We start from the raw sequence: 1,029 nt of genomic DNA on the forward strand, positions 1-1,029 counted from the left end.
TGGTTACAGGAAACCCGGAAGATGAGATTCGAAGAGGTCTACACGGACTGGCAGGAGAAGCGCCTGACGCAAGCGGAGGCAGCGAGGCTGCTGGGGGTATGCGAGCGCACGTTTCGCCGCCAGATGGGACGCTACGAAGCCGATGGGCTCGATGGGCTGATCGACAAGCGGATCGAGCAGATTTCGCATCGGCGTGCGCCGGTTGATGAGGTGGTCAAGCTGGTGGAGCTGTACCGGCGTGACTACGCAGGCTGGAACGTGCGGCATTTCCATTGCTGGTATCGGCGCGAACATGCGGGTCAGCGCAGCTACACGTGGGTGAAGAACCAGTTGCAGCAGGCGGGTGAGGTCAAGCGCGCCAAGGCGCGCGGCAAGCACCGCAAGAAGCGTGAGCGCGCGCCGTTGCCGGGCATGCTGGTGCATCAGGATGCCAGTCGCCATGAGTGGGTGGCCGGGCACGACTGGGACCTTGTGGTGACGCTGGACGACGCGACAGGCGAGCACCTGTCGATGTTCTTCTGCGAAGAGGAAGGCACGGCTTCCAGCTTTCACGGCGTGGGCCAGACGATTGCCTGCCACGGCTTGTTTTGCGCGCTCTACACCGACCGCGGCAGCCATTACTTCCATACGCCCGAAGCCGGAGGCAAGGTCGACCACAACAACCCGACACAGTTTGGCCGGGCGCTGGCGCAGTTGGGTATCGAGCACATCGCGGCCTATTCACCCGAGGCCCGTGGGCGTTCCGAGCGCGCTTTCGGCACACACCAGGAGCGCTTGCCACGCGAGCTCGCCAAGGCCGACATCACCGATATGCAGCAAGCCAACGCCTACCTGCAGCAGGTCTACATGCCGCGTCACAACGCTGAGTTCGCCGTGCCGGCTGCCGAGTCGGGCAGTGCCTTTGTACCCTACATCGGCAACGGCTTGGCCGACATCCTATGTGAGCATCACGAGCGCACGGTAGGCAATGACAACTGCGTGAGCTTCGAGCGGCTGAAGTTGCAGATTCCAGCCGATAGCGCACGGCCT

Annotated in this window: 1 protein-coding gene; it reads left to right on the forward strand. The window is 63.2% G+C overall.

Going from position 1 to position 1,029, the window contains the following annotated elements; translation table 11 throughout:
- Nucleotides 1–21: 21 nt before the first annotated feature.
- Nucleotides 22–1,029: ISNCY family transposase (locus tag WS69_RS03975; RefSeq protein WP_156437928.1), on the forward strand; the 1,008-nt coding region annotated here is incomplete at its 3' end.

The organism is Burkholderia sp. BDU5 (assembly GCF_001522845.1).
Taxonomy (GTDB): domain Bacteria; phylum Pseudomonadota; class Gammaproteobacteria; order Burkholderiales; family Burkholderiaceae; genus Burkholderia; species Burkholderia mayonis.